Source organism: Longimycelium tulufanense (assembly GCF_014645795.1).
Classification (GTDB): Bacteria; Actinomycetota; Actinomycetes; order Mycobacteriales; family Pseudonocardiaceae; genus Longimycelium; species Longimycelium tulufanense.
Map to the genome: position 1 here is coordinate 103,969 of NZ_BMMK01000010.1, position 26,134 is coordinate 130,102.

23 protein-coding genes and 2 tRNA genes are annotated in these 26,134 nt (G+C 70.7%); 7 read left to right on the top strand and 18 right to left on the bottom strand.

Annotation, left to right across the window (positions count from 1 at the left end; all coding sequences use genetic code 11):
• Window positions 1–54: 54 nt before the first annotated feature.
• The 6 genes from IEY55_RS12680 to IEY55_RS12705 all read right to left on the bottom strand — a co-directional run bounded on the left by IEY55_RS12680 (window position 55) and on the right by IEY55_RS12705 (window position 6,016).
• The gene (locus IEY55_RS12680) at window positions 55–660 is read right to left on the bottom strand and encodes an RBBP9/YdeN family alpha/beta hydrolase (protein WP_189057330.1); all 606 of its coding nucleotides are present in this window, start codon (window positions 658–660) and stop codon (window positions 55–57) included.
• Between the two features lie 328 nt (window positions 661–988).
• Complete coding sequence (clpX, locus tag IEY55_RS12685) at window positions 989–2,263, bottom strand: ATP-dependent Clp protease ATP-binding subunit ClpX (RefSeq protein ID WP_189057332.1); 1,275 nt, start codon at window positions 2,261–2,263, stop codon at window positions 989–991.
• Window positions 2,264–2,485: 222 nt separating this feature from the next.
• Window positions 2,486–3,109, bottom strand: coding sequence for an ATP-dependent Clp protease proteolytic subunit (locus tag IEY55_RS12690; RefSeq protein WP_189057334.1), 624 nt, complete (start codon window positions 3,107–3,109; stop codon window positions 2,486–2,488).
• Window positions 3,110–3,128: 19 nt separating this feature from the next.
• The gene (locus tag IEY55_RS12695) at window positions 3,129–3,725 is read right to left on the bottom strand and encodes an ATP-dependent Clp protease proteolytic subunit (RefSeq protein WP_189057520.1); all 597 of its coding nucleotides are present in this window, start codon (window positions 3,723–3,725) and stop codon (window positions 3,129–3,131) included.
• Between the two features lie 255 nt (window positions 3,726–3,980).
• Window positions 3,981–5,357: a trigger factor gene (tig, locus tag IEY55_RS12700; RefSeq protein ID WP_189057336.1), complete on the bottom strand. Its 1,377-nt coding sequence runs from the start codon at window positions 5,355–5,357 to the stop codon at window positions 3,981–3,983.
• Window positions 5,358–5,942: 585 nt separating this feature from the next.
• A tRNA-Pro gene (locus IEY55_RS12705) sits at window positions 5,943–6,016 on the bottom strand.
• Window positions 6,017–6,102: 86 nt separating this feature from the next.
• On the opposite strand from IEY55_RS12705, the gene IEY55_RS12710 reads away from it, so the two are divergent.
• The 3 genes from IEY55_RS12710 (at window position 6,103) to IEY55_RS12720 (ending at window position 8,514) form a co-directional block, all read left to right on the top strand.
• Window positions 6,103–6,173: transfer RNA gene (locus tag IEY55_RS12710), tRNA-Gly, on the top strand.
• 210 nt (window positions 6,174–6,383) lie between these two features.
• On the top strand, window positions 6,384–7,610 hold the full coding sequence (locus IEY55_RS12715; protein WP_229686311.1) for a GNAT family N-acetyltransferase: 1,227 nt from the start codon (window positions 6,384–6,386) through the stop codon (window positions 7,608–7,610).
• Between the two features lie 139 nt (window positions 7,611–7,749).
• Window positions 7,750–8,514: a hypothetical protein gene (locus IEY55_RS12720; RefSeq protein ID WP_189057337.1), complete on the top strand. Its 765-nt coding sequence runs from the start codon at window positions 7,750–7,752 to the stop codon at window positions 8,512–8,514.
• 237 nt (window positions 8,515–8,751) lie between these two features.
• Here the strand turns inward: IEY55_RS12720 and IEY55_RS12725 are convergent, their stop codons facing one another.
• The 7 genes from IEY55_RS12725 to IEY55_RS12755 all read right to left on the bottom strand — a co-directional run bounded on the left by IEY55_RS12725 (window position 8,752) and on the right by IEY55_RS12755 (window position 15,766).
• The gene (locus IEY55_RS12725; protein WP_189057339.1) at window positions 8,752–9,564 is read right to left on the bottom strand and encodes an Fpg/Nei family DNA glycosylase; all 813 of its coding nucleotides are present in this window, start codon (window positions 9,562–9,564) and stop codon (window positions 8,752–8,754) included.
• Window positions 9,565–9,574: 10 nt separating this feature from the next.
• The gene (locus tag IEY55_RS12730) at window positions 9,575–9,934 is read right to left on the bottom strand and encodes a hypothetical protein (RefSeq protein WP_189057341.1); all 360 of its coding nucleotides are present in this window, start codon (window positions 9,932–9,934) and stop codon (window positions 9,575–9,577) included.
• 15 nt (window positions 9,935–9,949) lie between these two features.
• Window positions 9,950–10,423 carry a ribose-5-phosphate isomerase gene (locus IEY55_RS12735; protein ID WP_189057343.1) on the bottom strand — a complete coding sequence of 158 codons (474 nt, stop codon included), beginning with the start codon at window positions 10,421–10,423 and terminating at the stop codon, window positions 9,950–9,952.
• Between the two features lie 290 nt (window positions 10,424–10,713).
• Complete coding sequence (locus IEY55_RS12740; protein WP_189057345.1) at window positions 10,714–11,850, bottom strand: glycosyltransferase family 4 protein; 1,137 nt, start codon at window positions 11,848–11,850, stop codon at window positions 10,714–10,716.
• A 33-nt stretch (window positions 11,851–11,883) separates the two neighbouring features.
• Window positions 11,884–13,278, bottom strand: a complete 1,395-nt coding sequence (locus tag IEY55_RS12745) for a peptidase MA family metallohydrolase (RefSeq protein WP_229686312.1) — start codon at window positions 13,276–13,278, stop codon at window positions 11,884–11,886.
• A 414-nt stretch (window positions 13,279–13,692) separates the two neighbouring features.
• Window positions 13,693–14,424, bottom strand: a complete 732-nt coding sequence (locus IEY55_RS12750; RefSeq protein ID WP_189057347.1) for a Clp protease N-terminal domain-containing protein — start codon at window positions 14,422–14,424, stop codon at window positions 13,693–13,695.
• 307 nt (window positions 14,425–14,731) lie between these two features.
• The gene (locus tag IEY55_RS12755; protein WP_189057349.1) at window positions 14,732–15,766 is read right to left on the bottom strand and encodes a C40 family peptidase; all 1,035 of its coding nucleotides are present in this window, start codon (window positions 15,764–15,766) and stop codon (window positions 14,732–14,734) included.
• 848 nt (window positions 15,767–16,614) lie between these two features.
• Between IEY55_RS12755 and IEY55_RS12760 the strand changes: the two genes are divergently transcribed.
• Entirely contained in the window at window positions 16,615–17,106 is a 492-nt protein-coding gene (locus IEY55_RS12760) for a VOC family protein (protein WP_229686313.1), read from the top strand.
• Here IEY55_RS12760 and IEY55_RS12765 read toward each other — a convergent pair.
• A complete protein-coding gene (locus IEY55_RS12765; RefSeq protein ID WP_189057350.1) occupies window positions 17,012–18,400 on the bottom strand; it encodes an NYN domain-containing protein in 1,389 nt (462 codons plus the stop codon). The genes IEY55_RS12760 and IEY55_RS12765 overlap by 95 nt on opposite strands.
• Window positions 18,401–18,527: 127 nt before the next feature.
• On the opposite strand from IEY55_RS12765, the gene IEY55_RS12770 reads away from it, so the two are divergent.
• The 3 genes from IEY55_RS12770 to IEY55_RS12780 all read left to right on the top strand — a co-directional run bounded on the left by IEY55_RS12770 (window position 18,528) and on the right by IEY55_RS12780 (window position 21,614).
• The gene (locus tag IEY55_RS12770) at window positions 18,528–20,237 is read left to right on the top strand and encodes a DEDD exonuclease domain-containing protein (protein WP_189057352.1); all 1,710 of its coding nucleotides are present in this window, start codon (window positions 18,528–18,530) and stop codon (window positions 20,235–20,237) included.
• A gap of 442 nt (window positions 20,238–20,679) precedes the next feature.
• Complete coding sequence (locus IEY55_RS12775) at window positions 20,680–21,261, top strand: pentapeptide repeat-containing protein (RefSeq protein WP_308424754.1); 582 nt, start codon at window positions 20,680–20,682, stop codon at window positions 21,259–21,261.
• A gap of 65 nt (window positions 21,262–21,326) precedes the next feature.
• Window positions 21,327–21,614, top strand: coding sequence for an Lrp/AsnC family transcriptional regulator (locus IEY55_RS12780; RefSeq protein ID WP_189057356.1), 288 nt, complete (start codon window positions 21,327–21,329; stop codon window positions 21,612–21,614).
• A gap of 167 nt (window positions 21,615–21,781) precedes the next feature.
• On the opposite strand, the gene qcrB is transcribed toward IEY55_RS12780, so the two are convergent.
• Genes qcrB through ctaE form a run of 4 tightly spaced genes read right to left on the bottom strand, consistent with a single transcriptional unit; the run spans window position 21,782 to window position 26,046 of the window.
• Window positions 21,782–23,458 carry a cytochrome bc1 complex cytochrome b subunit gene (qcrB, locus tag IEY55_RS12785; protein ID WP_189057357.1) on the bottom strand — a complete coding sequence of 559 codons (1,677 nt, stop codon included), beginning with the start codon at window positions 23,456–23,458 and terminating at the stop codon, window positions 21,782–21,784.
• Window positions 23,455–24,579, bottom strand: coding sequence for a cytochrome bc1 complex Rieske iron-sulfur subunit (gene qcrA / locus IEY55_RS12790; RefSeq protein ID WP_189057359.1), 1,125 nt, complete (start codon window positions 24,577–24,579; stop codon window positions 23,455–23,457). Before qcrA ends, qcrB begins: the two co-directional genes overlap by 4 nt.
• Window positions 24,576–25,382, bottom strand: a complete 807-nt coding sequence (gene qcrC, locus IEY55_RS12795; protein ID WP_189057362.1) for a cytochrome bc1 complex diheme cytochrome c subunit — start codon at window positions 25,380–25,382, stop codon at window positions 24,576–24,578. The genes qcrA and qcrC overlap by 4 nt, the downstream gene beginning before the upstream one ends.
• A 52-nt stretch (window positions 25,383–25,434) precedes the next feature.
• On the bottom strand, window positions 25,435–26,046 hold the full coding sequence (gene ctaE / locus IEY55_RS12800) for an aa3-type cytochrome oxidase subunit III (RefSeq protein WP_189057526.1): 612 nt from the start codon (window positions 26,044–26,046) through the stop codon (window positions 25,435–25,437).
• Window positions 26,047–26,134 lie beyond the last annotated feature (88 nt).

Below are 26,134 nucleotides of genomic sequence, written 5' to 3' on the forward strand. Positions count from 1 at the left end.
AGCTGTGGACAACTCCGGGGTCTGTGAGCAACCCGCCGGGGTCATCCGGCGGGTTCAGCGGTGGGAGAGCGACATGCGGCTGGTCAGGCGGACCCGCGGGTCGACGACCCAGCCCAGCACCGCCGGCCAGGGCCCGAAGCCGGCGTCGGTGTTGAGATGCTGCCCGTCCGGCACCACGTCCAGCTCGACCCCGAGCCGGGCGGCCACCGCCCGCGACTCCACCAGCGTGCAGTGCGGGTCGTCGCTGCCCACCACCATCCGCGTCACCCCGGCGGCCCGGCGCAGGCCACGCGCCTCCAGCGGCGCCGGCTGGAACCCCCGCACGTCCGGATGCCGCCAGCCCAGGCTCGGCGGCGACACCAGCAACACCCGGTCCGCACGCCGCGCCCGCCCGTTCACCGTTGCCGCGTGGTGCAGCCACAACGTGGAACCACACGAATGGGTCAAGACGATCAGCTCGGCGGCGGGGTCCGCCGCGGCGAGCCGCTCCCGCAGTACGCGCAGCCACTCCCCCACCACCGGGCGATCCGGCTCCGGCAGGGTCGGAAAGTCGACGGTCACGCCGGCCTGCCCGGCGAACTGGCCGGCCAGCCACCGCTGCCAGTGCGCCGGACCCGATCCGGTGAACCCGTGGATCAGCAGAACGTGCTTCCCACCCAAGGCGCTCTCCTCCCGCACCGACGCCAAGCCAGTGTCGCGAAAGGACGGCACGCCCGGGAACGATCCGGGCCGCCACGGTGGTGTGGTGTCGCCGAGCGGCAGGACCTCCCGCGACCGAACCCGGACCCGCTCAACGTGACCTGAGGCGGGAGTCCGGGAACTCACCCCACACGACAACGAAACGCGGCCACAACGGCGGTCGGGGGCATGCCCCGGTCGGGGGTGTGGGGGTTGCACCCCGCAGAAGAAGGGGGCGGCGCTCCCACCAAACGGTGAGCGAGGTCTGCGTGCGCTCCCGGCACGCGGACCTCGCTCACGAAGCTCGCCGTCAGGCGGACTTTTCGCGCCGCTCGCGTCGGGTGGGCTGGCGGGCGACGATCGTGGGGTTGACGTTCTCCCGCACGGTCTGCTCGGTGATGACGACCTTGGCGACGTCGCTGCGGCTCGGGATGTCGTACATGACCGGCAGCAGCACCTCCTCCATGATCGCCCGCAGCCCGCGCGCCCCGGTGCCCCGCAGGATCGCCTGGTCGGCCACGGCCTCCAGCGCGGTCTTGGTGAACTCCAGTTCCACGCCGTCCATCTCGAACAGCTTCTGGTACTGCTTCACCAACGCGTTACGCGGCTCGGTCAGGATCTTCACCAGCGACGGCTTGTCCAGGTTGGTGACGCTGGCGACCACCGGCAGCCGGCCGATGAACTCCGGGATCAACCCGAACTTGATCAGGTCCTCCGGCATGACGTCGGCGAACACGTCGGCGGTGTCCACCTCCAGCTTGGACCGGATCTCGGCGTTGAAGCCGAGGCTGCGCTTGCCGACCCGCTCCTGGACGATCCGCTCCAGGCCGGCGAACGCGCCCGCCACAATGAACAACACGTTCGTGGTGTCGATCTGGATGAACTCCTGGTGCGGGTGCTTGCGGCCGCCCTGCGGCGGCACGCTCGCCGTGGTGCCCTCCAGGATCTTCAGCAACGCCTGCTGCACGCCCTCGCCGGAGACGTCCCGGGTGATCGACGGGTTCTCGCTCTTGCGCGCGATCTTGTCGACCTCGTCGATGTAGATGATGCCGGTCTCGGCGCGCTTGACGTCGTAGTCGGCGGCCTGAATCAGTTTCAGCAGGATGTTCTCGACGTCCTCGCCAACGTAACCGGCTTCGGTGAGCGCGGTGGCGTCGGCGATGGCGAAGGGGACGTTGAGCATCTTGGCCAGCGTCTGCGCCAGGTAGGTCTTGCCGCAGCCGGTCGGGCCGAGCATCAGGATGTTGGACTTGGTCAGCTCGATGCCGTCGTCGCCGCGGGTCTTCTCCCCCGCCTGAATGCGCTTGTAGTGGTTGTAGACGGCCACCGACAGGATGCGCTTGGCCTCGTCCTGGCCGATGACGTACTGCTCGAGGAACTCGTGGATCTCGGCCGGCTTGGGCAGCTCATCGAGCTTGACGTCCCCGGCCTCGGCGAGTTCCTCTTCGATGATCTCGTTGCAGAGGTCGATGCACTCGTCGCAGATGTAGACACCGGGACCGGCGATGAGCTTCTTGACCTGCTTCTGGCTCTTCCCGCAGAAGGAGCACTTCAGCAGGTCGCCGCCGTCACCGATACGCGCCATGGCCGATGACCTCTGTCCCCTCCGGCACACGCCTGTCCGGTGTGCCTGGCTGTTCTGCCTTGACGGTACCCGCCCACCGGGTGTGAGCGGGAGCACCAGGGTGCCCCAACACGCGTGAACCCGCCCGGCAGTTGCCCCGGGCTCGGCGTGTCGGGACGGCCGCCCCTCCCGACCCGGCCCGGTGGCCGGGCCGGGAGGCGGCGACATTCACCCATCGGTGCACTAACGGGCCGGCTTCTTGCTCGGCATCACCTGGTCGATGATCCCGTACGCCTTGGCCTCGTCGGCCGTCAGGATCTTGTCCCGCTCGATGTCGGCCCGGATATCCTCCGGGCTCTTGTTCGTGTGCTCCGCCAGGATCTCCTCCATCACCCGGCGCACCCGCTGGATCTCGTTGGCCTGGATCTCCAGGTCCGAAACCTGGCCGTAGGTGCCCTCGGTGGCCGGCTGGTGGATCAGGATCCGCGCGTTGGGCAGCGCGAACCGCTTGCCGGGGGTGCCGGCGGCCAGCAGCATCGCCGCCGCCGAGGCCGCCTGGCCCAGGCAGAAGGTGCTGATGTCCGGCCGGATGTGCTGCATGGTGTCGTAAATGGCCATCAGCGCGGTGAACGAACCGCCCGGCGAGTTGATGTACAGCGAGATGTCGCGGTCCGGGTCCTCGCTCTCGAGGACGAGGAGCTGTGCCATCACGTCGTTCGCCGACGCGTCGTCGATCTGCACTCCGAGGAAGATGGTGCGCTCCTCGAAGAGCTTGTTGTACGGGTTGGACTCCTTGATCCCGTAGCTGGTGCGCTCGACGAAGGACGGCAGCACGTACCGCGACTGCGGTGTGTAGAGCTGGCTCACTGGTCTCTCCTCGGATACCTCAGTTGCTGCCGGTCCCGGCGCCGGGCAGCTGGGCGGCGCGGCTGATGACGTGGTCGACGAACCCGTACTCCAGGGCCTCGTTGGCGGTGAACCAGCGGTCCCGGTCGGAGTCGGTGATGATCCGGTCGACCGGCTGGCCGGTGTGCTGCGCCGTCAGCTCGGCCATCTCCCGCTTGTGCTTGGAGAACACCTCGGCCTGGATCTTGATGTCCGAGGCCGTGCCGCCCACCCCGGCCGAGGGCTGGTGCATCATGATCCGCGCGTGCGGCAGCGCGTAGCGCTTGCCCGGGCTACCGGCGCACAGCAGGAACTGGCCCATCGAGGCGGCCAGGCCCATCCCCACCGTCACGATGTCGCACTCGACGAACTGCATCGTGTCGTAGATCGCCATGCCCGCGGTGACCGAGCCGCCCGGCGAGTTGACATACAGCGAGATGTCCCGCTCCGGGTCCTCGGCCGCCAGCAGCAGCAGCTGAGCGCAGATCTGGTTCGCGATGGCGTCGTCGACCTGCTGACCGAGGAAGATGATCCGCTCGCGGAGCAGCCGCTCGTACACCGAGTCGTTGAGCGTCAGGCTCCCTGCCCCGCCCCGCAGCTGCGGGAGCGCGGGGCCGCCCTCGGGAACTGTCAGGTGCTGCGTCACGTCTGCCTGCTTTCTCCCTGGTGGTCGGCTGACGAGCGGCCGGCGGCGCACGCCAGCGGGCTCCTCGCCGTGGTCCTTCGATGCTCTTGCGGCCTGCCGGACAGGCCCTGTTGCAACCGACCCTAACGAAGGCGGGCGGCGCCGACTTCCCGACACCGCCCGCGTTCGCTTACAGCGTGTCGGGAATGGTCCCGGCACGCTCGGCGCTCACTGCTTCTGCCCGGCCTCGGCGGGCTCCGCACCGGCCTCGGCCTCGCCGGCCCTGTCCTCGCCGAACAGGTCGGACAGGTCGATCGGGTCACCGGCGGCGTCGGTCACCGTGGCCTGCCGCACGACCACGCCCAGCGCCTTGCCGCGGCGCACGTCGGCGAAGATGGCGCCGAGCTGGCCGGACTGCTGGGCGCGCTGCACGTACTCGTCCGGGCTAACGCCGAACCGCTGCGCCTGGTACACGATGCGCTCGGTCAGCTCCTGGTCGGAGACGCCCAGCTCCTCGGTGTCGGCAACGGCGTCCAGCAGCAGCTGCGTCTTGACCGCCCGCTCGGCGTCCTCCCGGGCCTCCCGGTCGAAGTCCTCGACGGTCTGGCCCTGCGACTCCAGCCACTCGGCGAAGCGCTTCTCGTCGTGGTCGAACGGGTGGATGGCGTCGTGCTTGCGCATGCCCACCTCGGCCTCGACCACGGCCTCGGGCAGCGGCACCTCGGCCGCGGCCACGAGCTCCTCCAGGACCTTGTCCCGGGCCTGCATGGCCTGCTGCATGCGCTTGACCCGGGCCAGCCGCTCGCGCAGGTCGGCCACGAGCTCCTCGAGGGTGTCGAACTCGCTGGCCAGCTGGGCGAACTCGTCGTCGGCCTCGGGGAGCTGGCGCTCCTTGACGCTGGTGACGATCGCGCTGACCTCGGCGTCCTTACCGGCGTGCGGGCCGGCGACCAGGGTGGTGGTGAAGGTGCGGGTCTCGCCGGCGGAGGCGCCGAGCAGGGCGTCGTCGATGCCCTCGACCAGCTGGCCGGAGCCGACCTCGTAGGACAGGCCGTTGGTGCGGGCGTCCTCGACCTCGGCGCCGTCGACGGTGGCGGACAGGTCGAGCACGACGAAGTCGCCCTGCTGCACCGGGCGCTCCACGCCGGTCAGCGTGCCGAACCGGGCGCGCAGCTCGTCGAGCTGCTTGGCCACGTCCTCATCGGTGACCTCGACGTCGTCCACGCTGACCGTGATGCCGTCGAAGGCCGGGAGCTCGATGTCGGGGCGAACGTCCACCTCGGCGGTGAACGCCAACACCTCGCCGTCCTCCAGCTTGGTGACCTCGATCTCCGGGCGGCCCAGCGCGCGCACGTCACCGGCGGTCACGGCCTCGGAGTACTTGGCCGGGATGGCCTCGTTGACCACCTCGTCGAGCACCGGGGCACGACCGATCCGGCTCTCCAGCACCCGGGCCGGCGCCTTGCCCGGCCGGAAGCCGGGGATGCGGACCTGCTGGGCGAGCTTCCGGTACGCGCGATCGAAGCTCGGCTTGAGCTCGTCGAACGGCACCTCGACGTTGATCCGGACGCGCGTCGGGCTCAGCTGCTCGACGGTGCTCTTCACGGGGTCTCCTCGATGGAACAGGCGTGCAGGTAGGACAGGATGGCGCGCCTCGCCCGACGGCGGCGCACCCACGTCCGGCCAAGTCTAGGCCGTCGGGTGGCGGCCGCCTCGCCCGGCTCGGGACGGCGTGATGCGCACCGCGACCGGGTGGGACAGTGCTGCGTTCGGTGACGGGCACCGCGGAGCTGGCCGGCGTGATGACTACGCAGCGTATCGGAGGACGGCGGCTCGGCGGGAGCGTCCGGGCCGCCGTGACCACGACCTGGTCGCTCACCTCGGCCCAGCACCTCGATGGCCCCTGGCTCGGGGTCGGCCTCACCGCGGTACGGTCGCGCGGGCTCGGCAGGCGAGGACGTCGCCCCAGGCGGCACGGGCGACTGCGGCTCATGCGTGTGCTACGGACACACCGGCCGCAGGATCGCACTTCTGTTGCAGGGGACTCACCACGTCCTGGCTGGGGCGGCGCTGTTCGAGGGGCGGCTGCGCGCCATCTCACCGACTGATCGGGACAGGACCGGCCGCCACAGAACCAACGGGCCGTCCCCGCCCGCGTCTTCCGCGGACGGAGACGGCCCTGCTGGTCCGTCGGGGTGGCGGGATTTGAACCCACGGCCCCTCGCACCCAAAGCGAGTGCGCTACCAAGCTGCGCCACACCCCGTTTGCACACCAGTGACCCCGGTGCGCGCGAGTAGCCTAGCGCGACACGCTAAGCTGTTGAACGCACCCACACCGATGGGGGCGTAAGCGGGTGTAGCTCAATGGCAGAGCCCCAGCCTTCCAAGCTGGTTGTGCGGGTTCGATTCCCGTCACCCGCTCCCGGTGCCGAGGCCCAGATCGGGGATCACTCCCCGATCTGGGCCTCCGTCGTTCCGCCGGTGCCTGCATCGGTCGAGCACCACCCGCGCGTTCACGCCGGGCGAAGCTGACCGGCAGCTCGTCGTCTCGGCTCCTGGACGGGGTTCATGCGGCCGAGGGCTACCGGAAAACCAGTCGAGAAGACGCCTGCGCCGGAGTAGCAAGGATGCGTGCCCGAGATCACTCCGATCGTCCGCCCCGTCACCGACTCCGAACTCGAGCCCTGCATCCGGCTTCTCAACCACGCGTTCCTCGACGAGTTCACCGATGCGGATCTCGAGGTGATCCGCTCGCTCTGGGAAGTCCCCCGTACGCACGGGATCTTCGACACCGACGGATCCTTACTGGGCTGCGGGACGATCATCAGCAAGGACATGACGCTGCCCGGCGTGGGGCCGGTCCCGGTCGCCGCCGTGAGCGGCGTGGGAGTGGCGCCCGACCAGCGACGGCGGGGCCTGCTGACCGCCCTGATGCGTACCCAGCTACACGGCCTGCACGACAACGGCCGGGAACCCATCGCGGCGCTGCACGCCTCGGAGGGCGCGATCTACGGTCGCTTCGGGTACGGCCTCGCCAGCTACCACGTCACGCACTCGGTCGCGCGGGGCGTGGCGTTCCGTCCCGGCGTGGAGACGGGCAACGCCCGGATCCGTGAGCTGCCCCGCGGGAAGGCCATGCCGCTCATGCGGGAGCTGCACGCCAAGGCCGCGGCCGACGCCGTTGGCTGGGTTTCCCGTTCCGAGGCCACGTGGGACCGGCTGTACTTCGACGAGGCGAGCGGACGGGACGGGGCGGGCCCGTACCACTTCGCGATGCATCCGGAGGGCTACGCGAGCTACCGGCCAAAGGTCGGCTGGGGCGTTCGCGGTCCGCGATACGAGCTTCGGGTCCGGGAAATCGTCGCGCTGACCCCGCAGGCATGCGCGGCGCTCTGGCGGTACCTGCTCGACATGGACCTCGCCATCGAGGTGGTGCATCACATCGCTGCCGCGGACGCCCCGCTGCCACACCTGCTGGTCAACCCGGACCTGGTCGAGACACGAGTCGAGAACGGCCTGTGGGTGCGGCTGGTGGACCTCGACCGGGCGCTGCCGACCCGGCGGTACTCGGCCACGCTGGACACCGTCCTGGGCGTCGCGGACGCGTTCTGCCCGTGGAACAGCGGCCGGTGGCGGCTACGGGTCGACGAGGCGGGTACCGCGACGGTCACTCGATGCGCGGACGCGCCGCGGCTCGAGCTCGACGTCGCCGATCTGGGGGCAATCTTCCTGGGTGGCACGCGCCTGTCGGTGCTCGCGGCGGCGCAGCGGGTTCGGGAGCGGGCGCCGGGTACGGTTGCCGCGGTCGACCGAGCGTTCGCGACCGAGCGCGCGCCGCACTGTCCGGAGATCTTCTGATCCGTTGGGGTGAGGGAACCGGTTCATCCACCCACTCGTTGTCCGGACAGGGTCGACATTTGTCGATAATGCCGGAGTTCAGTCGGTACTCCGTCAGGGGCAATGCGGCCGCGGTACGCGGTCGGTGGAGGGCAGGTCCGTGGAATTCCTCGTTGTGGTGGTGCTCCTCGCACTGGTTGCCGCCGGGGTGGTGTTCTGGATGCGCAACCAGGGCGCGGCCAGGGAGCGGGAACTCGCCGACGCCAAGGCCGAGGCACGACGCTGGGTGGAACGGCTGGGCGGTCAGGTGATGAACCTGGTCGGCACGACCGACGCGGCCAAGCAGGCGCTCGCCGACGCCTCCGAGCGTTACACCGCGGCCGGCTCCCAGATGGAGCAGGCGAACACCAAGCAGCAGTGCCAGCTGGTCGTCCAGACCGCCATGGAGGGGCTGTACTACGTGCGTGCGGCCCGGATCGCGATGGACATGGATCCCGGGCCGGAGCTGCCCGGGCTCGCGGGCCAGCGGCAGGCCGGCCAGGTCAGCGAGGAGCGCACGGTGTCGGTGCAGGGCCACCAGTACTCCGCCTCCCCGCAGCCCACCTCGACGACGCCGCACTACTACCCGGGCGGCATGGTCTCTGGGCGGCCGGTGCCGCAGGGCTGGTACAGCGAGCCGTGGTGGAAGCCGGCGCTGGTGGCCGGTGCCTGGGGTGTGGGCTCGGCGCTGCTGTTCGGGGCGTTGTTCTCCGGGATGGCCGGGGCCGCCGCGGCCGCGTCGTTCGCCGACGTGCCCGCCGGCGGTGACGGCGGCGACACCGGTGCGGACGCGGGTGACCAGGACTTCGGCGGCGATGCCGGGGGTGACGCCGGCGCCGACTTCGGTGGCTTCGACGGGGGTTTCGACGGCGGCTTCGACTGGTAGCCGCCTTCGTTGGACGTGCGGCCGGTGCCCGGGTTCTCCGGGCACCGGCCGTTGCCTTTGTTCCTGCTGATTCTGGTGACCCGGTGAGGTTTCTCGTTGTGCCCGTGGGCTTCCGGTCGGCTCCGGGTCTCTCGCTCCGGCCCGCTGGCCTCACGTGGCGCGGCTGGCCTCTCACGTGGTGGCCTTCACCGGAGAGCTGGCCACCTGTGGCGTGCCCGTGTCAGCGGGCGGCCGGTGTCACGCCTCCGGCTGGCAGGTGGGGCACCAGTAGAGCTTGCGGCCGACCAGCTCGGCCATGGCAACGGGCGTGCCGCACAGTAGGCAGGGCATGCCGGCCCGACGGTATACGTAGACCTCGCCGCCGTGGGGGTCCTGGCGTGGCTGGCGTCCGGTGACCGCGGGGTCGTGTTCCGGGAGAACCGTGTCGATGCGCCCGGTGCGCACGCCCTCCCGCATGAGGTCCACCAGGTCGGCCCACAGCTCGCGCCACCGTGCCCTGCCCAGGTCGCGGCCGGGGAGCAGCGGATGGATGCCGTGCCGGAACAGGACTTCGGCGCGGTAGACGTTGCCGGCGCCCGCGACGACCGACTGGTCCAGCAGCAGGGCGGCGATCGCGGTGCGGGAGCGGGAGATGCGGGCCCAGGCGCGTTCCGGATCGGCGTCCGGGCGGAGCGGATCGGGCCCGAGCCGGGCGAGCAGGGCGTCGATCTCGGCTTCGGTGCGCAGCCGGCAGGCGTTGGGGCCGCGCAGGTCGGTCCAGTGGGTCGGGCCGACCAGGCGCATGCGCACCTGCCCTCGGGGCGGTTCGACCGGCAGCGGCTGCTCGCGGAAAGTGCCGTAGAGCCCGAGGTGGATGTGCACCACGAGATCGGGGCCGTAGACGTGGAGCAGGTGCTTGCCGTGCGCCTCGGCCCGCTCGAGCACCCGGCCGTCCAGTGTGGACGCCTCGGTGGCGAAGCGTCCCTGGGGGCTCAACACCGCGACCGGGGCGCCGGCGTAGCGACGCTGGTGGAGCAGCGCGAGCCGATGCAGCGTGTGTCCCTCGGGCATAGCGCAGAACCTACGCCTGTGGCCACCAGGCGACGACGGACAGTACCGCGTAGGCGAGCAGGCTCCAGCCCGCGACCGCGAGGCCGCGGCGCACCGCGCGCCGGTTGTCGGTGTCGTCACGGCGGCGCAGGCCGACCACGGTGCCCGCGACCATCGCGCAACTGACGACGAGGAAACCGAAGAACAGCAACAGAACGCCGACGCCGAGTCCACAGTCGACGGTTCCGCAGACGTTCTCCACGCCGCCGGCGAGCCACGGCACCAGGCGGGCCTGCCCGAGGAACAGGACCGTCACGCCGAGCGCCGTGCTGATCACCCCGACCAGCGGGGTGATCAGCCAGCCGATCGGTGGGCGTCGCGGCTCGGCCATGGTCGGCGGCGGGGCTCAGCTCGTCGGTAGCGCCGGCGGCTGACCGGTCTTCTCGTACTCGGTGAGCATGGCGATGCGGCGCGCGTGCCGCTCGCCCTCGGAGAAGGGCGTGGTCAGGAACGCCTCGACGATCTCGGTGGCCTCGTCGGTGGAGTGCATCCGGGCGCCGACGCCGATCACCTGGGCGTCGTTGTGCTCGCGGGCGAGCTGGGCGGTCTGCACGCTCCAGGCCAGGGCGGCGCGGCAGCCGGGCACCTTGTTGGCGGCGATCTGCTCGCCGTTGCCGGAGCCGCCGATCACGATGCCGAGGCTGCCGGGGTCGGCCACCACGCGGCGGGCGGTCTCGATGCAGAACGGCGGGTAGTCGTCCTGCGGGTCGAAGGTCGCCGGGCCGACGTCGACGACCTCGTGGCCGCGGCCGGACAGGTGCTCGACGAGGTGGGTCTTCAGCTCGAAGCCCGCGTGATCCGCTCCCAGGTAGACGCGCACGTGGCGAGTCTGCCAAACCGGCTTTGGCCCGCCCCGGCCAGGGCTGCCCCGCTCGAAGGACACCCGGCCCGGCTGTGGCCTTCCGGTCCGGTGTGCCGGCCTCTTTTCGGGCTGTCCGGCGCTGCCCCGTGGGGACACACCCCCGCCCTCCACGGGGGGCGAGCCCCGGGTCGAGCCTAGCGATCAAGAAGAGGGCGGTTCAAGCGGTGGCCTGCGGCCTGTGGATCGTCGGCCGACCTGTGGACAAGTGGGTTCACCGGGCGAAACGGCGTGGCACATCCGGGCCGGGATCACCAGCTCAGCAGGTCGGCGAGGCGGGCCGCGAGGTCGGACCAGCGCCACTGGGACGACACCCAGGCCCGGCCGGCCGCGCCCATCCGGCCGGCTCGCTCGGGGTCGGCGAGCAGGTCGGCGACGGCCGCGGCCACCGCGGGCACGGAGCGGCCGTCGACCACGTGGCCGGTCACGCCGTCGCGCACCGTCTCCGGGGCGCCTCCCGAGTCGCCAGCCACCACCGGCAGCCCGCTGGCGGAGGCCTCCAGGAACACCAGGCCCAGGCCCTCCACGTCGAGCCCGCCACCCCGGGTGCGGCAGGGCATCGCGAACACGTCGCCCATCGCGTAGTGCGCGGGCAGCTCCGCCCAGGGCACCGACCCGGCGAAGACGACGTGCCCGGCCACCCCGACGCTCTCGGCCATCCGGGCGAGCCGGCGCGCGTGGTGCCCGCCACCCACCAACACCAGTGCGGCGTCCCGCACCCGTCGCCGGATCTCCGGCAGCGCCCGGACCAACATGTCCTGCCCCTTGCGCGGCACCAGGCGGGACACGCAGACGACCACGGGCCGGTCGCCGAGCCGGTAGCGGCGACGCAACTCCGTTTTGGCGACCGGGTCCGGGCGGAACAACTCGGTGTCCACACCGGAGGGAAGATGCTCCAGTGCGGCCAGTGGCCCGAACGCCGACGCGAAGCGGGAACGGGTGTAGCGGCTGACGAAGGTGACGACGTCCACCGTCTCCCCGATCCGGCGCAGTGCCTGCCGTGCCCCGGGCAGCATCGACCAGCCGACCTCGTGGCCGTGCGCACAGGCCACCACCCACTGCGCCCCGGCCTCGCGCAATGACGACGTCAGCAACGCCAGCGGGGCCGCCGCACCGAACCAGACAGCTTCACAGCGCTCCGCGCGCAACACCTCACGGGCCCGGCGAAGGACATCGGGGGACGGCACCATCAGGGACCCGGGATGCCGCACGACCGGGAACGGCTGCCGCGCGTCGAACTCGGGGTGCGCGCCGGCATCCCCCTGCCACGACGGCGCGTACACGACCAGGCTGTCCGCGGGGAGCCGGCTCGCCAGTGCGTGCAGGTACGCCTGGATGCCGCCGGGGCGGGGCGGGAAGTCGTTGGTGATGAGGAGGGTGCGCCGCACCGGGTGAGAGTAACCGTCTATCGGGTGATGCGATCAGCGGAAGGTAGCGCGCAGGTACTCCTGCCAGCCCGCGAGCAGCCCCTGACGATCGATGCCCAGGGCTTCCCGCAATGCATCGTCCACAAGGGATGGTTGGCCCGGGCCGGCCGCCGCGATGCGTCGGTAGAGCCGGACCAGGGCGTCCTGCCCGCCGCGCTCGGCCACATAGGACGCCAGCGACCACGACATCTGGTAGGCGATGTCGAGCCGTTTGCCGGACAAGGAGAACTCGCTGTTGTCGGGCAGGCTCGCCGGCGGCCCCTGGGTCTGGACGAGACGGGCCAGCTCGGGTGCGGCCTGCACGGCCGTGAGCCCGCTGTTGCGGTAGCCGACGTAGTCGGCGAAGCCTTCCAGGATCCACATCGGGGCACCGTCGACGGTGGCGCCTCGCGCGGCCACGTGCGTGATCTCGTGCCGCAGCACCACACGCAACGCGGTGGTGGACAGGTGCGCCGCGGTCCGCGGGTTCAGCACCACCCGGGCACCCTCCACGTGGCCGGCGACCGGGTCGACGCGGTCGGCGACGGCGACCGCCGCGATGCCGTCCACGGCGAAGTTCGGGCCGACCAGGGCCTGCAGCTCGCCGGGGGTCTCCGGCAGGAGCACGACCACGCGCTGGGGCCAGTTGGTGCCCCACACCTCGGACACGGCGTGGGTCGCCGCGTCCAGCTCCCGCGCCACCTTCACCGCCATCGCCTGGTTGCTGGGGTGCGCGACCACGAGGCCGCGGGCGGTGCGGGTGGACAGGCACGGGCCGAAGTCCCACGGGCCGCGCCAAGTGCGGCGGCCCCGTGGTTCCAGGGCGGTGTCGGAGGTGAGGTACCACTGGTGACCACGGCGGGCGAAGAGGTAGCCCAGGGAACGCGTGGTGGGTGTGGTGTCGCCTCCGGTCAGGGCGTAGCGGAGTTCGACCCTGGGTGCCCACAGCTCGTCGGCGGCCGGAACGCTGGCGCCCAGGGCCGGCGGTGGCACGACATCGACGGGGTCCACCTGGTACGCCCAGTCGTCGAAGTTCAGGTTCTCCAGGTTGCGGAAGAGGGAGCGCTGGGTGGTGCGGAAGGTGCTGCTCTGCGGGTCGACGGTGGACAGGAACCCCTCCTCGTCGTGTGCGAGGAGGGCACGGGCGCGCCGGTCGAGGAGGTCGCGCACGGCCGCGGCCCTCGGATCGGCCGGGGCGTCCGTCGTGGGGTCGGCCGCGCGGTCGGCCAAAGTGGTGGGCTCGGTGGTGCTGGCGGGCGGCGAGGGACGGCCGGCGGCCACGAGCGGGGACTCGGCGCTCTGTGGCGTCGGTCCTTCGGAGCCGGGTAAGGAGACGGCGACGAGGCCCACGGTCACCGCGGTGGCGACCGCCGCCACCAGCCAGCCGCGGTACCGCGTCACGTCGGGCACGCTGCGCATGGTAAAGGTCGCCCGGCGTGCAGGCAGGAAGAGGCGTCGATCGGATGACGATGCCCGTCACCACCAGCGGTCGCCGCAATGATCAGGTTCCGCACACCGGTGGTTGATGAGTGAGCGTGCAGGGACGGGCGGGCGGTGGGAGTGAAAGACAGGCTCAGCGATCGGCGCGGGAGACCGACCGAGGCGCGGGGCCGCCACCCAACATGCATGCGGTGAAACGCCGCTGAAGCTCCTGGTGTTGGGGGTCGGACAGGACATCCGCACCGACGCCAGGAGCTTCAGCACATCGCAGGCAGAACACCCACACCACGATCCACAATCATGCGACCAGGACCCAGACAGTTCTCCCAGCAGCAGCGCACACCCGCAGCGGCTCGGGACTCGGAGCCGTGGCGTTCCTGAAGGTCACTTCTGCTCGCGAGCGCCAAGCATCTCTGACAAGGCACGGTTGATGGTCGCTTCGGTGGTCGCCTTCTCGACGCCGAGGGTAGCGAGCACGCCGACGCCGTCTTCGAGCTCGAGCAGCGCGAGCAGCATGTGTTCGGTGCCGATGTAGTTGTGTCCCAGCCGCAGGGCCTCCCGGAACGTCAGTTCCAGCGCCTTGCGCGCCTGGGGATCGAAGGGGACGAGGTCGGGCACCTGATCCGCCGCGGGTGGCAGCGACGCGGTTACGGTCTGCCGAACGGTGTCCGTCGACACGCCCAGTTCGGCGAGCGCCCACACCGCCAGTGACTTCGGTTCGCTCAGGAGCCCCAACACGAGGTGCTCGGGACGGATCTTGTCGTTGCCGGCCGCACGGGCTTCGTTCTGTGCCGCCATCACGACGTTCCTCGCCCGCTCGGTGAACCGGTGGAATCCCTGGCTGGGGTCCAGATCCGACGCGTCGCCGGGAGCCTTGCCCACGAAGCGCTTCTGCGCGGCCTGCTTCGTGACCCCCATGCACCTGCCGATGTCCGTCCACGAGGCGCCGGAGCGTCGGGCCTGGTCGACGAAGTGGCCGATCAGGTGGTCAGCCACCTCGCCGAGGTGGTCGGCGGCGATCACGGCGTCGGAGAGCTGGTCGAGGGGGTCGGCATGCACCTTCTTGATGGCCTGGATCAGGTCATCGAGGCGGACCGGGGGCAGCGGATTCGTCATGCGTCAACGATAGGTTGACACCAGCCCGGTCGTCAACGACAAGTTGACGCGAGCCCACGGGCAGGGCACCGCGGAAGGCCGCACCAACGAGAGAGCGTTTCGCTGCCTGGCACTGGGCGAGGCTGTGACAGCTCACTCTCCGCCACGCGAACGGCACTTCCCGTCCGCTCCGGTACCCCACCTGCGGGTCCGCTCCAGCAGAAACAGAGAGCGCCTCCGGGAGATCACGAGGATCTGCCCGGAGGCGCTCGGCCGGGGTTCGTCCTACCGGCCGGGTCGGCTGGGGGTCCCGACCCAGCCCGGCGGATCAGCCGACCCGGCGGGCGGCGTAGAACTGCTGGCTGTCGATCGGCGACACCTTCACCACATCGCCCTCGGTCGGCGCGTGGACCATGTACTTGTTGTCCACGGCCATGCCCATGTGGTTGTTGTTGTTGGTGAACACCATGTCGCCGGCCTGGATCTGGCTGCGCGGCACCGGGGTGCCCTCGTTGACCAGACCGTAGGTCGAGCGGTTCTTCAGCTGCACGCCGACCTGGCGGAACGAGTAGACGACCAGCCCGGAACAGTCGAACGAGCCCGGACCGGTGGCACCCCACGCGTACGGCTTGCCCCGCTGGGCCAGCGCGACCTGCAGCGCCTCGATGGCCTTGCCGCTGCCCGTCGGCACCGGGACGTCCACGCCGCGGCTGGTCCGGGACGCCCGCTCGGCCGAGGTGAGCCGGTTGGCCTGCGCCTTGGCCTGGGAAATCTTGGCGTCCAGGTCCTGCTTGCGCTTGGCCGCCTCGGCCTCCAGCCTGGCCGCGTCCTCGGCGGCCTTGTGCGCCCGCTCCGCGGCCTCCCTGGCCCGGCGCTCGGCGTCCTCGGTCTGCTCCCGGACGCCGGACAGCTTGTCCAGCGCCTGCTTGTTGTCGGTGGCGAGCACGTCCAGCATGCTCATCTGGTCCAGGAAGTTCTGCGGTGACTCGCTCACCAGCAACGCGGAGAGCTGGTTGAGCCGCGCGCCCTGGAACGACGCGTTGGACAGCTTGTCGACCTGGCCACGGAACTCGCCCTCCTGGGCGCGCGCCTGGTCGGCCGCCTTCCTGGCCTCCTCGACCTCGGCCTTGGCCCTGTCCTCGTCGGCCTTGCGGGCCGACAGGTCGTCCTTGGCCTTGTGCCACTGCTCGGCCGCGACCTCAGCCTGCTTGCTCAGCTCGTTGAGCTGCTTGACGGCCTCGGAGGCGTTGGCGGGGGGCTCGGGGTCGGCGATGGCCTGGGCCGGAGTGAGGCTCACTGCCGCGGCCGCCACTGCGGTGGCTGTCAACGCCCTGCGGATGCGCTTCAGTCGTTGCGACGCCACGTCGCGTGCTACTCCTTCGTCCTCCCGACCGCCTACCGGTGGGCCGTGGCTCGGCGGAGTGACGCGCAAGAAGAGCGCACTCCACCGCCCGGCCAGCCCGGACGTGGTCCGGGCCTCCGGTTCGGCTCCCCGACTAGCCGATTCGGCGGTGACTCGCGTAGCCACCCTCCATGGGTGGCTGGCCGCCGCGAGATCTCGGCTAGGTTACGAAACGTGAGCCGCCGCGTCCACAGCCGGGTGCCAGAATTCGTGAAATCTTGCACAAGATCTCGTTCGGGGGATACCCGATAACGCCCGGTATTCGGTCATGCGCCTCGACTCACCTGCTGTTGCGACCGTTCGTCGCTTGTGGGTGACCGTTCGGCGATCAACTCACCTTCTGGACACGCTGGGTTCGACGAACCTGTCACCAACCTCAGCTGCGGTACCGAACCGCCTTCCCCCGCCGGTGCCTGGACTCGCCACTCGACCGGGTCTGCACCCCTGTCACCCGGCGGTGCACCCAACAGCAGGCTGATCACACAATCCCGGCAGGCGTCCCCGCGCACCACGCAGCTGTCGCAGTCGACGATCACACTGGCTCTCCTCACTGGCCGTTGCCCGGGCGTCGTTGCGGCGGTCCCCCGGCTCGAGGGTGGCAGGCGCCCGGCCCGACCCCGCAGCGGCGGCGCCAGCGGTGGACACCGGCAGCGGATGACCGGGTACCCACCCCCGCACCGAACACCCTAATCGAACAGAGGTTCGAATAGATCCACAAGCGCTCCGGGAGCGTGCCGCCACACAATCCCCACTACGGCGGCGCCCGGTTCCGGACCGGCCGGGACCCAGGGCCGCACGAGGAGGCCGCAGTGGCTCGCAACCACCAGCCGGGCCGGATCGCCGGCGTACACGCCCTGGTCTTCGCCGAGGACGCCGAGGCGGTCCGCGCCTTCTTCCGCGACGTCTGCGACCTCGGGTCCGTCGACGCGGGCCAGGGGTGGCTGATCTTCGCGCTCCCACCCGCGGAGCTCGCCGTGCACCCCACCGAGGGCGCCCCACGGCACGAGCTCTACCTGATGTGCCACGACATCTACGGCACCGTCGAGGTGTTGACGGGCAAGGGCGTCGAGGTCGTGGCGCCGATCAGCGACGAGGGATGGGGCCTGCTCACGCGGGTCCGGGTGCCCGGCGGCGCCGAGTTCGGCCTGTACGAGCCCCGGCACGACAGCCCGCTGCCCACCTTCCGCAACGAGGAGGGACCGGCGGTCAGACGCGCGACAGCCGCGCCAGCAGCACCGCCGACGGCACCGGGTGCGCCCCGCGTCGGCGTACCGAGTCCGCCACTGCCCGATCCGAGGTGACCACGACGACGGGCCGACCCTCGGGTTCCGCCGCCACCAGCGCGCGGATGACGTCGTCGGCGAGCACCCCGGGGTCACTGAAGAGCACCCGAACGCCGCGCGGGCCCGCCGACGGCACCGCCACCACGCCGGCCCCGTCGAACACCACGGTGACCTCGGCGCCGGTGCGCGCGGCCAGCGCGGCGAGCTGGTTGGCGAGCCGGTCCCGCTGGTCGGCCAGGGGCAGCTCGGGGTAGCCGGTCTTGGTGACGTTGTAGCCGTCCACCACCAGGTGTACGGCCGGCAGCGCGAGCAGGCGGTCCAGGGCGGCGGGGTCCTCCACGCGGCCCACTGCGCCCTGTGCCGCCGTGGCGCCGCGGACCAGGTCCGCCGGGCGCGGCCCACTGCCGCCCAGCGCCAGCTCGCGGCGCAGCCCGGTGACCGCGCCGGCGAGGGTGTCGACCAGGAGGGCGAGCCGCACTTCGTCGGCCTGCCGCGCCTCTCGTGCGGACTGCCGGGCCACCTCGGCGTCGGCCTGCGCGCGCACCGCCCTGGCGCGCTCGGCCGTGGCCCGCTCCCGTTCCCGGTCGCGCTCGGCGACCAGCGCCTGCCGGGTCTCGGCGGCCATCGTGCGTTCCCGCTCCAGCTCGTCGCGGGCCTTTTTGGCCTCGTCGCGCGCCTGCCGCAGCCGCACCCCCTGGTCGCGCAGGCGCCGGCGGAGCCGCTCCAGCTCGGCATCGCCGTCGGCGCGGACCCGGTCGGCGGCGCCCCGGGCCTCCTCCAGCTCGGCGCGCAGCCGCTCGATCTCGGCGGTCAGCTTCTCCACGCGGGTGACGGCGGCGTCCCGCTCGGCGCGTAGCTGGGCGTCCTCGGCCTGCCGCGCGACCACCTGGACCTGCCCGGCGGCTTCCCGGTCGCCGAGGAGGACGCCGGCCGCCGCGGCCACCACCGGGTCGTCCGCTCCGGTGTCCAATGCCGCGGTCCGGTGTTCCCGGCACCACTCGGTCACGGCCGCACGGAAACCGGGAAAGTCCCGCAGCGCGGCGACAAGGGTTCCGGCACCGAGACGGGCCCGCTTGGCGCGGGCGAACTTCGCCACCGGACGCACCGGTGGCGGAACGTCCATCCAGGACATCCCGCCCACCGCCTCGGCGGCCAGTTCGGCCAGCCTGGTGCGCACCGGATCGGGCAATGTCGCCCAGTCCACCGAGGACTCCGGCGCGGTCTCGCCCGCGTCGCGGTCCGGGCCGTCCACGGTGGACGGTCCGGTGTCGACGTCCGGCGGGGACGCGTCGGGTTCCGGCTGCTGGGGCATCACCCTCCCAGGCTAGTGCGCCGGTGGTGGCCGGAGCGATCCGGCGACGGGGCGGGCCGGCGGGCACGCCGGCGCCGGTCAGCGACGTGTCCGGGCTGTCGGTGGCCGACCCTAGGGTGCTGGACCGATGAGACCCTCGAGAGCCCAGCTCTCCTTCGACGAGCTGGGGTCCCCGCTGCGCACCACGACGTTCGTCGTGGTCGACCTGGAGACCACCGGGGGTAGCACGGAACAGGACGCCATCACCGAGATCGGTGCGGTCAGGGTCCGGGACGGGGAGGTGCTGGGCGAGTTCGCCACCCTGGTTGACCCGGAACGGGGTATCCCGCCGACCGTGGTCGCGCTGACCGGAATCACCCAGGCGATGGTCACCGACGCGCCGAAGCTGTCCGCGGTCCTCCCCGCGTTCCTCGAGTTCGCCTCCGGTGCCGTGCTGGTGGCGCACAACGCGCCGTTCGACGTCGGGTTCCTGCGCGCGGCCTGCGAGCTGCTCGGCCACCCCTGGCCCAAGCCGTCGGTGTTGTGCACGGCCCGGCTGGCGCGGCGGGTGTTGACCAGGGACGAGGCGCCGAGCTGTCGGCTAGCGGCGCTGGCCCGGTTGTTCCACGCGCGCACGGAGCCGGTGCACCGCGCACTCGCCGACGCCCGCGCGACGGTTGACGTTCTGCACGGGCTCCTGGAGCGGGTGGGCCCGCTGGGCGTGCATTCGTTGGAGGAGCTTCTCGCCTTCCTGCCGGAGGTCACCCCCGAGCAGCGGCGCAAGCGGGGGCTGGCCGCACACCTGCCCTCTGCGCCGGGCGTCTACCTCTTCCGCGGGCCTCGGGAGGAGGTGCTGTACGTCGGAACGGCGTCGAACCTGCGTCGCCGGGTGCGGCAGTACTTCACGGCGGGTGAGAGCCGCCGCCGCATCCGGGAGATGGTGGGTCTGGCGGACCGGGTGGACGCGATCGAATGCGCTCATCCCCTGGAGGCGGAGGTGCGTGAGCTGCGGCTGCTGGCCGCACACCATCCCCGCTACAACCGGCGGTCGAAGTTTCCGCAGCGGGGTTGGTGGGTGGTGCTCACCGACGAGGCGTTTCCCCGGCTGTCCGTCGTGCGGCAACCGCGTGACGCCGCGCTCGGGCCGTTCTCGGCCCAGCGAGCCGCGGTCGAGGCCGTGGAGGCATTGCAGGACGTGGTGCCAATCCGGCCGTGCACACTGCGTATCTCGGCGCGGAACCCCGGCGGTAAGCCGTGCGTGGTGGCGGAAATGGGCCGCTGCGGTGCGCCGTGTGCGGGCAGGCAGGGCGTGGACGAGTACGCGCCGGCCGTGCGTTCCGTGGCGGATCTGCTGGCGGGAAGGTGGGATGAGCCGCTGCGCGAACTGCGTGCCCGGCTGGAGCGGTTCGCCGAGGCGGAGCGGTTCGAGGAGGCCGGGGTACGGCGGGACCGGCTGGCCGGGCTGGTGCGCGCGTTGACCCGGTTGCAGCGTCTCGCTGCGTTGGCCGCGATACCGGAGCTGGTGGCGGCACATCCGGACGGTGCGGGCGGCTGGGAGCTGGCGGTCGTGCGCCACGGGCGGTTGGCCGCGGCGGGTGTGGCCCGGCGGGGTGTGCCCCCGATGCCGGTGGTCGACGCGCTCGTCGCCGGCGCCGAGACGGTGCTCCCGGGTTCGGGTCCGTTGTGTGGTGCGCCCGCGGACGAGGTGACGGTGGTCCGGCGGTGGCTGGTCCGGGCGGGGACCCGTTTGGTGCGCTGCGCCCAGCCGTGGCACGAGCCGGCGCGCGGCGCGGCGTCCTGGCACTCGTGGTTGGAGCTGGCTGAGGCTGGTAGGGCTGGTTACGCCGCCGCCGACTAGGGATTTGACCAGGGATGTTGGGCCGGCCGATAACCAAGCGGCGTAGTTGTGCCTTCGCATTACTCTGAAGACCGTCGTACCCGGCTCTGCGTGGCGGGCTGTGGACCGCATATCGATCTACGGAGGGCAAATGTCTGATCGAGCCGGCTCGGCGCGCCTTGTCGACGGACGCCAGGAGCTGCGGGCGGACTGTAGTCGCTGTGCTGGATTGTGTTGTGTTGCACCGGCTTTTGCTGTGTCAGCCGACTTTGCCGTGAACAAGCCCGCGGGGCAGCCGTGCTCGAACCTGCTTACGGACTTCCGCTGTGGTATTCACGACAGGCTGCGTGACCGGGGCTTTCCGGGTTGTGCGGTGTTCGACTGTTTCGGGGCGGGACAGCAGGTCACACAGGTGACTTTCGGTGGGCAGGACTGGCGGCGGAAGCCGGAGAGCGCGTCGTCGATGTTCGCTGTGTTCACCGTGATGCGACAGCTCCGGGAACTGTTGTGGTACCTGGCGGAAGCTTTGTCGCTCGTGCCGGCCGGACCACTGCGGGACGAAATCGACAGCGTTCGGGAACGGACCGAGTGCCTTACGGGTGCTGGCCCTGACAAGCTTGTTCGCTTTGATGCCAATGCATATCGGCAGGAGATTGGCGTGCTGTTGGCGCGGGTGAGCGAGGTTGTGCGTGCTGAAGTTGGTGAATCTGCGCCGGATCACCGGGGCGCCGACCTGATCGGGGCGAATCTTCGGCGTGCGGACCTGCGCGGCGCCAGCTTCCGCGGCGCTTATCTCCTCGGGGCCGACCTCCTGGGCGCCGACCTGCGAAAAGCAGATCTCCTGGGGGCGGATCTGCGGGCCGCAGATCTGCGCGCGACCGATCTCGAGGAAAGCATTTTCCTTACCCAGCCGCAGCTCGACGCCGCCAAGGGGGATACGGCGACGAGAATTCCGTCGTCACTCATCCGCCCTCCGCACTGGCCCGCCGCGGCCCCGGCCGCCGAGCAGGCCGCCGTCCGGCGACGGCGACGACGGCCCCGGTGACGGCGAAGCCCCGTCTATCATCGCTGTACCGTCGTTCGGACGTCGTTGTCCCCGGGAGGAACCCCGTGATCACCGCGATCGTGCTGATCCGTGCCGCCGCTGACCGCATCCCGGAGACGGCGCAGGCGATCGCCGACATCGAGGGTGTCGCGGAGGTGTACTCCTGCGCCGGCGACATCGATCTGATCGCCACCGTGCGGGTCCACGAGCACGAGGACCTCGCCGCGCTCATCCCGGGCCGGATCAGCAAGGTGCCGGGCGTGGTGGAGACGGACACGCACATCGCGTTCCGCTCGTACTCACGGCGTGACACCGAGGCAACCTTCGCCCTCGGCCTGGAGGACGCCGACTGACCGGACTTCTCCGGTCAGCTTCCGGTCAGCTCGAGCCACGCGACCACGCCGGCCCACGGCCGCCGGAGCCGGACAACACCGACGGCCCCACCCAGAATCAGCGGCACCGGGCCCAGAAACACGGATGGCCCCCGCACCGGTCGGTGCGGGGGCCATCCTCGTGCTCGTCAGTGCCGCGGCGTCTCCGCCGGCAGCTCCTTCTCGTCGCTCTGCGGCGGCTCGATCGGCTCGGCGCCGAGACGCTCCTTGCCGGCCGCGAGCTCGTGCCGGGCCCGCTCCAGGGCGGTGGTCTCCTCCGCCGGGTCCGGGCGCAGGAAGCTGCCCTGCACCGGGTGCCCCGCGGTGCCCAGCTTGTTCATCTTCTTCGGCACCGACGCGCCCTGGTACTCCAGCGGCACCGCGTGCCCGTGCTCGTCCACGCCACCCAGCGGCTGGTGGACCTCGATGAACTCACCGTGCGGCAGCCGCTTGATGATGCCGGTCTCGATGCCGTGCTCCAGCACCTCCCGGTCCGACCGCTGCAGGCCGATGCAGATGCGGTAGGTGAAGTAGTACGCCAGCGGCGGCAGCAACAGCAGCCCGATGCGGCCGGCCCAGGTCATCGCGTTCAGCGAGATGTGGAACTTGTCGGCGATGATGTCGTTGAACGCCGACACCATGCCCACCATCAGGAACGTGATGGCCATGACGCCCAGTCCCGTCCGCACCGGCACGTCACGCGGCCGCTGCAGCAGGTTGTGGTGCGCGTCGTCCTTGGTGAGCTTGCGCTCGATGGCCGGGTAGGCCAGCGCCAGCACGAACACGAACGTCATGCCGCCCACGGCCGGGAAGAACGTCGCCGGGATCAGGTAGTTGCCGAGATAGACCTCCCACGCCGGCCACAGCCGCAGGAAGCCGTCCGACCAGGCCACGTACCAGTCCGGCTGGGTTGCCGCGGACACCTGCGAGGCGTTGTACGGACCGATGTTCCAGATCGGGTTGATCTGGAACAGGCCCGCCATCAGGACCAGCACACCGAGGTTCACGAAGAAGAACGCGCCCGCCTTCGCCGCGAACACCGGCATGATCCGCACGCCGACGACGTTGTTCTCCTTGCGCCCCACCCCCGGGAACTGGGTGTGCTTCTGGTACCAGACGATCGCCAGGTGCGCCGCGACAAGGGCCAGGAGGATTCCCGGCAGCAACAGGATGTGGATCGTGTACAGCCGCGGGATGATCTCGGTGCCCGGGAACTCGCCGCCGAACACCGCCCAGTGGATCCAGGTACCGATCACCGGGATCGACAGCACGATGCCGGACATGATCCGCAGGCCGGTGCCGGACAGCAGGTCGTCGGGCAGCGAGTAGCCGGTGAAGCCCTCGAACATGCCGACGATGAACAGCGTCACACCGATGGTCCAGTTGATCTCACGCGGCTTGCGGAAGGCGCCGGTGAAGAACACGCGGAACATGTGCGCCACCAGTGACGCCATGAACAGCAGTGCCGCCCAGTGGTGCAGCTGCCGGGCGAAGAGACCGCCCCGCACCTCGAAGGAGATGTTCAGCGAGCTCTCGAACGCCCGCGACATGTGGATGCCGCGCAGGTTGTCGAACGAGCCCTGGTACTGCACCTCGGCCATCGACGGGTCGAAGAACAGCGTCAGGTAGACGCCCGACAGCAACAGCACGATGAAGCTGTAGAGGGCGATCTCCCCGAGCATGAACGACCAGTGGGTCGGGAAGACCTTGTTGAGCTGCCGGCGCATCCCGGCCGCCATGCGGAAGCGCTCGTCGGCCTCCAGGGCGGCGGCGGCCGCCCGGCTCGGGCCGGCCGTGGCTGCAGCGGGCGTGGTGTTCGCACTCATGACTTGCGCTCCCAGAACCCAGGACCGATCGCCTCGATGAAGTCACCGCGGGCGAAGAAGTAGCCGTCCTCGTCAACTTCGATGGGCAACTGCGGCAGCGCCCGCGTCGCCGGGCCGAAGATCGGCTTACAGTAGGTGTACACATCGAACTGCGACTGGTGGCACGGGCAGAGCAGGCGACCGGTCTGCTGCTCGAACAGTGACGTCGGGCACCCCAGGTGGGTACAGATCTTCGAGTAGGCGTAGTAGTCGCCGTAGTTGAAGTTCTCCTGGCCCTTGCGCTTCACCACGCGCTGGTTCGGCCGCAGTCGGATCAGCATGACCGGGTTGTCCGACCGGCGCAGCGCCTTGATCAGCTTCTCCGGGTCGTTGCGCTCGGACTCACGGAACGGGAAGACCGTCTCGAAGCCACCGGCGTCCAGGTCCTCCGGACGCACCAGCACGACCTCGTGTGGGTCACCGGTGTCGCGCCGCAGGTACACCCGCTCGCCGTTCTTCGACTGCCAGCCGGTGTGCCACAGCGAGTCGGGGCTGTCGCTCCTCTTCCACGGGTTGCGGACCAGGCCACCGACGGCGAAGACACCGGCACCGAGCCCGAACACGCCGCCGGCGAAGCCCAGCGACCGCTTGATCATCGACCGGCGCTGGATGCCGGTGGTGTCCGCGGCGTCCCCCAGCAGGGCACCGATGCTCTTCTGGTCCACCGGGTCCGACGGGCCGTCGTGCCGGGTCTGGACCGCGATCTCCTCGTTGAAGAACTTCTTCGCGTACAGCAGGATGCCGAAGCCGATCGCCAGGATCGCCAGGCCCAGGGTCGCCCCCAGCAGCGGCGTGTACAGCGAGTACATCAGGTACCCGTCGGCGAACGGCGACTCGTACTTCCACGGCCAGAACAGGTACACGGCGAGGAAGGCCAGACCGGACAGACCGGACAACACGAACCAGGCGGTGACGCCGCGCTGCGCGCGCTTCTCGGCGCGGGTGCCCTTGACCGGCCACCGGTCCGCGTAGTGCACCAGCTCGACGTCGTCCAGCTTGGTCCCGAGCTTGACCAGCTCGTCCCGGCTCATCTCGGCGAGCTCTGCCTCGGTGGGCAGGTCCTCCCTACGCTGCTCGCTCATGCCTTGCTCCCGATCCACAGGGTCACGCCGATCAGCGCGCCGATGCCCACAATCCACGCGATGACGCCCTCGGGGCCCGGCCCGTAGCCGCCCAGCGCGTTACCACCGGGGTTGTTGCGGCCCTCGGTGACGGACTTGACGTAGGCGATGATGTCCTTCTTCTCCTCCGGCGAGAGCTGCCGGTCGGAGAACTTCGGCATGTTCTGTGGTCCGGTGAGCATCGCGGTGTAGAGCTGCTCCTCGGTGACGCCGTCCAGCTCCGGCGCGAACTTCCCGGACGACAGCGCGCCACCGCGGCCGGTGAAGTTGTGACAGGAGGCGCAGTTGAGCCGGAACAGCTCGCCACCACGGGCGGGGTCGCTGCCGCGCAGCGCCTCGCCGCGCTCCTCGGGCCGGACCGGGCCACCACCGCGGGACTGCACGAACGCGGCGAGCGCGTCGATCTGCTCGGGGCTGAACTTCGGCGGCTTGCGCACCGCCTGGGCCTCCTGCCGCGCCATCGGCATGCGCCCGGTGGAGACCTGGAAGTAGACGGCCGCCTCGCCGACGCCGATCAAACTCGGGCCACGGTCCTGCTCGCCCTGCAGGTTCGAACCATGGCAGGTGATGCAGGAGGTGTTGTAGAGCTGCTCACCCTGGCGGACCAGCGCCGGGTCCTCGGCTGCGTTCGCCATCTGCGGCTTCGGTGTGAGCACGACGTACAGCCCGCCGACGCTGAGCAACGCGATGCTCAGCGCGAGCAGACCGGCGACCCGGCGCCGCAGCTTGGAACGCTGCCGGGTCCGTTGCTTCTTGGTGGTCATGTGTGCGGCAACCCTTGCTGGTCGAGTTCGGGGCTCGTGCGCGGCCGAGTCGTCAGGGGATCAGGTAGATCGTGGCGAACAGGCCGATCCACACGACGTCGACGAAGTGCCAGTAGTACGACACCACGATCGCCGCGGTGGCCTGTGCGGGCGTGAACTTGCTCAGCTTGGTCCGCACGAGCAGGTACACGAACGCGATCAGACCGCCGATCACGTGCAGCCCGTGGAACCCGGTGGTCAGGTAGAACACCGTGCCGAAGGCCGAGGAGGAGATGGTGACTCCCTCGTGCGTGACCAGCTGGTAGTACTCACCGGCCTGGCCGGCGACGAAGATCGCGCCGAGTACCAGCGTGATCGCGTACCACAGCCGGAGCCCGAAGACGTCGCCCTGCTCCGCCTTGAACACACCCCACTGGCAGGTGAACGACGACGCCACCAGGATGATCGTGAACGGGAGGGCGTACGCCACGTTCAGCTCTGCCGGCGGCGGCGGCCACGGGCCCTCGTTCTGGGCCTTCACCGTGAAGAACATGGCGAACAGCCCAGCGAAGAACATCAGCTCGCTGGACAGCCAGACGACCGTGCCTACGCTGACCATGTTGGGCCGGTTCAGCGAATGCACGCGCTGGCCGATGGTGGGCGCTGCCGTTGTCACGCGACGCATTATGGCGTGCAGGAATCCCGGCCGCCCGGTCGGGTCCACCGCGCAGGCGGTATCGTGCCCCGCGTCACAGAGGGTGAGGAACACCGTG